A 7,793-nucleotide genomic window follows, 5' to 3' on the forward strand; every position below is an offset into this window, starting at 1 on the left:
CAATAGGTACGGTGATATTAGCAGTACGAGTTAGTTGAGTGGCCACGGTATTGTTATTAGTTGCTGTATCCGTAGCTGTTGCCGCAAGTACGTCAACTGTGACAGCGCCATCAGCAGTGGGAGTGACATCAAAGGTGTAGGTTTTGGCGTCAAGTCGGACAAAGTTACCGACAGTCGCATTGGCGACGGTAATATCAGTATTATCAAACCCAGCGACATTTTCACTGAATGTTGCTGTAACGCTAAATAAACCATTTACTGTTGTTGCTGATGCGGAGGTTAAGGCAACTGTTGGTGCAATTGTGTCTACAATTATGGCTCTGCTATCGGCTAAAGATTGTCCCGCAGGAATAGTTAAGGTTGCATTATTTCCAGGAGTATCTTTTAATGTTGCACCGACTCCTAAAGTTATGCCTGTTGAGTTGAGATCAATACTATTTTGTCCGGTTGCTGGAGTATAAATGCCGCCAGCAGATGTGCTGGTGAAAGGTGAAATAGTAACAGTGCCACCTGTGTCTAAGGCGACACTCATATTACCGCCTGCTAAAGTAACGGCTTCGCTGAAGTTGACGGTAACGTTGATGTTACCAGTTGTGTTGTAACTGCCGTCAGCGGTGGTAGAGGTGACGCTGGTGATGGTGGGTGCAAGGGTATCAATAACTATGGCTTTACTACCACCAAGAGAGCTAACTGAGGCGGTAGTGGGGAGGGTTAAGAAAGCGTCAAAGGCTGTACCAACAGTTTCTTTAATTGTGCCACCGTTGAGGGTGAGGGCGGTGGTGGCGAGGTATTCTAAGTCACCCGAGGTATCTCCGGCTTGCACTACATAGTTGAAGGTGAGGGCTGTAGTACCGCTACCAGAGGCGTAGTGGGCAAATTGGTCGGTTGTGCCTGTTTCGAGTTGCAGTCGGGGTGTGCCGGTGACGTTGACAGCAGCATCGAAGGTGACGGTGATGGCGATAGTAGAACTGATACCGTAGCTGCCGTCAGCGGTGGTGGCAGTGACAGCAGTAACTTTGGGGGTGGTGTTGAGCAGGATGCCGGCGTTGTTGTCGCCCGGGTTCCCCACAGCTAAGTCAGGTTTTCCGTCGTTGTTGAAGTCGCCGATGCTGACGGAGCGGGGGTAACGGCCCGTTGTTAAGGTAAGTTGGGGGGCGAAAGTGGGAGTGGCGGCTCCGGTGGAGGTGGTATTGAGCAGGATGGAGGCAGTGTTGCTGAAGTCGTTCGCCACAGCTAAGTCAGGTTTTCCGTCGCTGTTGATGTCGCCGATGCTGAGTAATCTGGGGCCACTGCCAGTAGCGAAGGTGACTTGGGTGGCGAAAGTGGGGGTGGCGGCTCCGGTGGCGGTAGTGTTGAGCAGGATGGAGACGTTGGCGCTGTTCGTGTTCGCGACAGCTAAGTCAGGTTTCCCGTCGCTGTTGAAGTCGCCGATGCTGACGCCGAAGGGGGCAGCGCCAGTAGTGAAGGTGACTTGGGTGGCGAAATTGGGGGTGGTGGCTCCTGGGGCGGTGGTGTTGGGTAGGATGGAGACGTTGTTGCTGCCGTAGTTCGTCACAACTAAGTCAGGTAAACCATCGCTGTTGAGGTCGCCGATGCTGACGCCGAAGGGGGCAGCGCCAGTAGTGAAGGTGACTTGGGGGGCGAAAGTGGGGGTGGCGGCTCCGGTGGCGGTAGTGTTGAGCAGGATGGAGGCGTTGTTGCTGCCGGCGTTCGCCACAGCTAAGTCAGGTTTCCCGTCGCCGTTGATATCGCCGATGCTGACGGAGGCGGACTTAGTGCCAGTAGCGAAGGTGATTTGGGTGGCGAAAGTGGGAGTGGCGGCTCCGGTGGTGGTGGTGTTGAGCAGGATGGAGACGTTGGCGCTACCGTAGTTCGCCGTTGCTAAGTCAGGTTGACCGTCGCCGTTGAAGTCGCCGATGCTGACACCGAAGGGGCCATCGCCAGTTGTGAGGGTAACTTGGGGGGCGAAAGTGGGCGTGGTGGCTCCGGTGGCAGTAGTGTTGAGCAGGATGGAGGCGGTGTCGCTGTCGAAGTTAGCCGTTGCTAAGTCAGGTTTCCCGTCGCCGTTGAAGTCGGCAATGCTGATGGACAAAGGGTTACTGCCAGTTGGGAAGGTGACTTGGGTTGCGAAGCCTAGCACACCGCTGTAGGTTTTGAGGGTGGTTTCTGTGAGAATTAGTTTTGGCTTTTGGGGGGATGGGGGGATGAGTTGGGGGATGTCCCAGGTGCCTCCTCGTTCGCTGTTGCCTGTGGAATTGGTGTTGGCGGCGATGTTTGCGCCTGTGAGTTGGTGGAGTTGAGCGAGGAATTGGTGGCCTGTGTCTCCGGCTGCTATGTTACATCCGTAGAAAATAATATCGGCACCAGGAATTAGTGCTTTGCGCCACTGTTTGAGTTGAGGGCCGAAACTTTCTATGTTGCTGCTATTGAGTGTATTTGCACCGAGATGTACTGCACCTGGACTACCGTGAGAGATGATGTGGATTGCTTCTATATTTTGTTCAATTGCTAACCTTTCGGTGATTTGCTCGATGCCATCGAGCCTTTCATCTAGGATAATTACTTCAGCATTTGGGGAAACGCCGCTAATTAAACTTTGATAATCTTCAACATTTGAGTCAATAAAAACTAGAGTTGAAACAAGTTTTTGCTCTATCATTGGCTATCTTTTAATTTTTAAATAGGTGATTAGCAATACAAAATATTTATTGCTAATTAAAAACGTCTACAATGGGGTTTCAGGTGTGACTACACTCCTGAGTGGGCTGAGGCGCTCGCACTGCCATGTGCCAGTTCGTAAGTCCTGTCTTTCCTTGCCGTCATTTTTGTTTTCAAGTTTTCTATATTATCAGCCGCTCTCCTTACCAGAAAACTCCAATTACTATGTTCGGGCTTCCGGCTTCATTTCCTATCATTTGTAACCTTTGTCTCTTCTCCAAGCTCACCAAATTGCCATCATTCCCAACACTTAGGCCTTCACGCCCGTTGGGTTGGGTGGCACAATTTCCCGGGGCAGCTTTTATCGCTAGATTATTGGTGGGATGCAAAATTTATCGGCATCCCTGAACCCTACACCACGAAAGTTACTCCCTCAACTATACGGATGGCCGTGACTCCTTTCAAAACAGCTAAATATTCCCCTGTTACCTGATACTGAATTATAGTATCGCTCTCCAAAGCACCCGTTCCTTGAAAAATATTTAACTGGTTAAAAGCCAAGGGGCTAATTAAATCAATTTTGTCTTGATTTAGGGTAAAATCAGTAATCACATCAGCGACGGCTAAGTTTATTGCACCAGTATCGATCGCGATCGCAAACACATCAAAACCCAATCCGCCTGTGAGAGTGTCTGCCCCCATTTCTCCAAATAAGTAATCATTGCCCCCGTCGCCAAACAATATATCGTCGCCATCGCCGCTGTAAATGCGATCGTTTTCCTTACCTCCGTAAATCAAGTCAATGCCGCCGTCACCCTGAATAAAATCAATCCCCTTACCACCAAAAATAATGTCATTGCCATCACCGCCGCTGATACCGTCATCCCCTTTTTGTCCGTAAAGCAAGTCATCGCCTGCCTTGCCATGAAGATAGTCATTGCCGGGGCGTGCGTGGATAATGTCATTCAATGCCGATCCTGTGACGCGATCGTCGGAGTCTGTCAAACCGATTACTGACTTTTGGGACAAGGTTTTGACATCGCCTGAGTTATCGTTATCGCTGATATTGACTGTGAGAGGGGCGACTAGATTATTATACAATGTGTCTGTGCTGGTAGTGGCGTGGCTAATTGGACTTAGACGATCGCCCTCAAGAACCGCATCGTCAACCGCAGTAACCGTTAATGTTTGAGCGACATTCCAATTGGCGGGAGTAAAAGTAAGGGCAGGTTGGCTGACAGTAACTTGAGTTTCAGGGGTAATGGCGACGGTGACATTAGCAGTTGGCTGAGTATTTAGCCGCACTTTGTATATATCGCTGCCCAAGCTTTCGAGTACGTCGGTACTGCCAAGTGGTTGAATGAAAATGACAGCGGGAGTAGCTGGAGTTGGCGTGGGAGTCGGTGTTGGCGTGGGAGTCGGAGTCGGCGTGGGAGTCGGTGTTGGCGTGGGAGTCGGAGTTGGAGTTGGAGTCGGTGTTGGCGTGGGAGTGGGTGTTGGCGTGGGAGTGGGTGTTGGCGTGGCAATGTTAACAGTAAAACTGCCTAAATTGCTACCTACAACTTGATTGCCAAAAGTATCTTTTACTTGCGATGCTTGCAAATTAACAGCGTAACTGCCATTATCTGTATCATCCCAACTTCCCCCAGGCGGAGTCAGCGAATAAGTTGCCGTGCGAGGTGTACCGTTACTGTTAGTATCGACGCTGACAAATACACTAGGAATTGTACCACCTGACCAGTTTACTACCAGGTCAGAATCATCTAAACTGCTAACATCAACTCCACTACTATCACTGAAAGTAACTGTCAATGTCTGACTGGTACTACCCGCTGTAGTAATGTTAGAAATTGCACCCAAACTAGCAGTAGGTGCGCTAACATCAGCAGTACGAGTCAGTTGAGTTGCAGCGGTATTGTTATTACTGGCAGTATCAGTAGCTGTTGCTGCCGGTACATCAACTGTGACATTACCATCAGCAGTAGGTGTGACTGTAAAATTATAAGTCGTGCCGCTACCTGTAAAACCGCTAACCGTACCGTTAGTAACATTAACGCCACTATTACTAAATGCTGTCACATTTTCACTAAAAGTTGCTGTGACTAAAAATGGTGCATTTATTGTTGTGGGTGATGCGGATGTTAAGGCAACTGTTGGCGGTGTAATATCAGCAGTACGAATTAGTTGAGTTGCAGCGGTATTGTTATTACTCGCTGTATCCGTAGCTGTTGCCGCAAGTACATCAACTGTGACAGCGCCATCAGCAGTGGGAGTGACATCAAAAGTGTAGGTTTTGGCATCAACTGTGACAAAGTTACTGACATTCGCATTGGCAATGGTGATATCAGTATTATCAAACCCGGTGACATTTTCACTGAATGTTGCCGTGACGCTAAATAAACCATTTACTGTTGTTGCTGATGCGGATGTTAAGGCAACAGTTGGTGCAGTAGTATCAATAACTATGGCTTTGCTACCGCCGAGGGAGTTGGCTGAGGCGGTAGTGGGGAGGGATAAGATGGCATCTACAGTCAAATTATCTTTAATTGTGCCGGCGTTGAGGGTAAGGGCGTTAGTGGCGAGGTATTCTAAGTCGGCAGAGGTGTCCCCTGCTTGCACTACATAGTTGAAAGTGAGGGCTGTACTGCCGCTACCAGATGCGTAGGTGGCAAATTGGTCGGTTGTGCCGGTTTCTAGTTGCAGTTGGGGTGTACCGGTGACGTTGACAGCAGCATCCAAGGTGACGGTGATATTGATGGTGGCACCGATGCCGTAACTGCCGTCAGGGGTGGTGGCGGTGACAGCGGTTACTTTGGGGGTGGTGTTGAGCAGGATGGAGAGGGTGTCGCTGTTGCGGTTCGCCACAGCTAAGTCGGGTTTCCCGTCGCCGTTGATGTCGCCGATGCTGAGGGGGACGGGGCGACTGCCAGTAGCGAAGGCGACTTGGGTGGCGAAAGTGGGGGTGGTAGCAAAGGTGGCGGTAGTGTTGAGCAGGATGGAGGCGGTGTTGCTGTTGTAGTTCGCCGTTGCTAAATCAGGTAAACCGTCGCCGTTGAAGTCGCCGATGTTGACCGAGACGGGGCCACTGTCAGTAGGGAAGGGGAGTTGGGTGGCGAAAGTGGGGATGGCGGCTCCGGTGGCGGTGGTATTGAGCAGGATGGAGAGGGTGTTGCTGTTGAGGTTCGCCGATGCTAAATCAGGTAAACCGTCGCCGTTGATGTCGCCGATGCTGACGATGATGGGGGTATTGCCAGTAGGGAAGTCAACTTTGGTGGCAAAAGTGGGGGTGGTAGCGAAGGGGGCGGTGGTGTTGAGCAGGATGGAGGTGGTGTTGCTGAAAGTGTTCGCTGTTGCTAAATCAGGTAAACCGTCACCGTTGATGTCGCCGATGCTGACGGATCTAGGATCACCGTCAGTAGCGAAGGTAACTTGGGTGGCAAAAGTGGGGGTGGTAGCGAAGGGGGCGGTGGTGTTGAGCAGGATGGAGGCGTTGTTGCTGCCTTGGTTCGCCGTTGCTAAATCAGGTAAACCGTCGCCGTTGATGTCGCCGATGCTGACGGAGTAGGGGCGAATGCCAGTAGCGAAGGTAACTTGGGTGGCGAAAGTGGGGGTGGTAGCGAAGGGGGCGGTGGTGTTGAGCAGGATGGAGGCGGTGTTGCTGCCTTGGTTCGCCGTTGCTAAATCAGGTTTGCCGTCGCCGTTGATGTCGCCGATGCTGACGGCGAAGGGGCGACTGCCAGTAGGGAAGGTGACTTGGGTGGCGAAAGTGGGGGTGGTAGCAAAGGTGGCGGTAGTGTTGAGCAGGATGGAGGCGGTGTTGCTGTAGACGTTCGCCACAGCTAAATCAGGTTTGCCGTCGCCGTTGATGTCGCCGATACTGACGGAGAGGGGGGTACTGCCAGTAGCGAAGGTGACTTGTGGAGCCAAGCCTAGTACGCCGCTGTAGGTTTTGAGGGTGGTTTCGGTGAGGGCCAGTTTGGGCCTGTGGAGGGATGGGGGGATGAGTTGGGGGATGTCCCAGGTGCCTCCTCGTTCGCTGTTGCCTGTGGTATTGGTGTTGGCGGCGATGTTGGCGTCTGTGAGTTGGTGCAGTTGAGCGAGGAATTGGTGGCCTCTATCTCCGGCTGCTATGTTACACCCGTAGAGGAGAATATCGGCACCGGGAATTAGTGCTTTGCGCCACTGTTTGAGTTGAGGGCCGAAACTTTCTATGTTGCTGTTGTTGAGTGTATTTGTACCGAGTTGTACTTCACCTGGACTGCCGTGAGAGATGATATGGAGTGCTTCTATATTTTGTTCAGTTGCTACTCTTTCGGTTATTTGCTCAATGCCATCGAGCTTTTTATCTAGGATAATTACTTTAGCATTTGGAGAAACGCCGCTAATTAAACTCTGGTAATCTTCAACATTTGAGTCAATAAAAACTAGAATTAAAACCAGTTTTTGGTGGAGCATTGGCTATCTCTTACTTTTTAAATAGGTGATTAGCAAGAAAAAATATTTATGCTAATTAAAAACGTCTACAATGGGGCTGTGTAACCACACTCCTGATGGGATGCAAAATTTATCGGCATCCCCGAACCCTACACCACGAAAGTTACTGCCTGAACTATACTGCTGGCAGTGACTCCTTTCAAGACAGCTAAATATTCACCTGTTACCTGATACTGAATTATAGTATCGCTAACAAAAGCACCTGTTCCTTGAGAAATATTTAACTGGCTAAAAGCAAGGGGGCTAATTAAATCAATTTTGTCTTGATTGGGGGTAAAATCAGTAATCACATCGGCAGCAGAAGCGCTTGTTCCACCAGTATCGATCGCGATCGCAAACACATCAAAACCCAATCCGCCTGTGACAGTGTCGGCACCCATTTCTCCAAATAAGTAATCATTGCCCCCGTCGCCAAACAATATATCGTCGCCATCGCCGCTGTAAATGCGATCGTTTTCCTTACCTCCATAAATCAAGTCAATATCGCTGTCACCACTAATAAAATCAATCCCTTGGCCACCAAAAATAATGTCATTGCCATCACCACCGCTGATACCGTCATCACCTTTTTGTCCGTAAAGCAAGTCATCTCCTGCTTTGCCATCAAGATAATCATTGCCGGGGCGTGCGTGGATAATATC

The 7,793-nt window shown here is 50.3% G+C and carries 3 protein-coding genes; all 3 read right to left on the reverse strand.

The features are described from left to right. The coding region (locus tag QUA44_RS29760) for an FG-GAP-like repeat-containing protein (RefSeq protein WP_333257325.1) at positions 1-2,659 on the reverse strand (2,659 nt) is incomplete at its 3' end. A gap of 410 nt (positions 2,660-3,069) precedes the next feature. After that, positions 3,070-7,113 (reverse strand): FG-GAP-like repeat-containing protein, encoded by a 4,044-nt coding sequence (locus QUA44_RS29765; protein WP_333257323.1) that lies wholly within the window; start codon positions 7,111-7,113, stop codon positions 3,070-3,072. Between the two features lie 128 nt (positions 7,114-7,241). Next, a partial coding sequence (locus QUA44_RS29770; RefSeq protein ID WP_445243717.1) for a calcium-binding protein occupies positions 7,242-7,793 on the reverse strand: 552 nt, incomplete at its 5' end.

This window comes from Microcoleus sp. N9_A2, assembly GCF_036701775.1.
Classification (GTDB): Bacteria; Cyanobacteriota; Cyanobacteriia; order Cyanobacteriales; family Microcoleaceae; genus Microcoleus.

Coding starts and splice junctions, on each gene's coding strand:
- QUA44_RS29765 (WP_333257323.1), bottom strand. CDS start 7,113: ATGCTCCACCAAAAACTGGTTTTAATTCTAGTTTTTATTGACTCAAAT.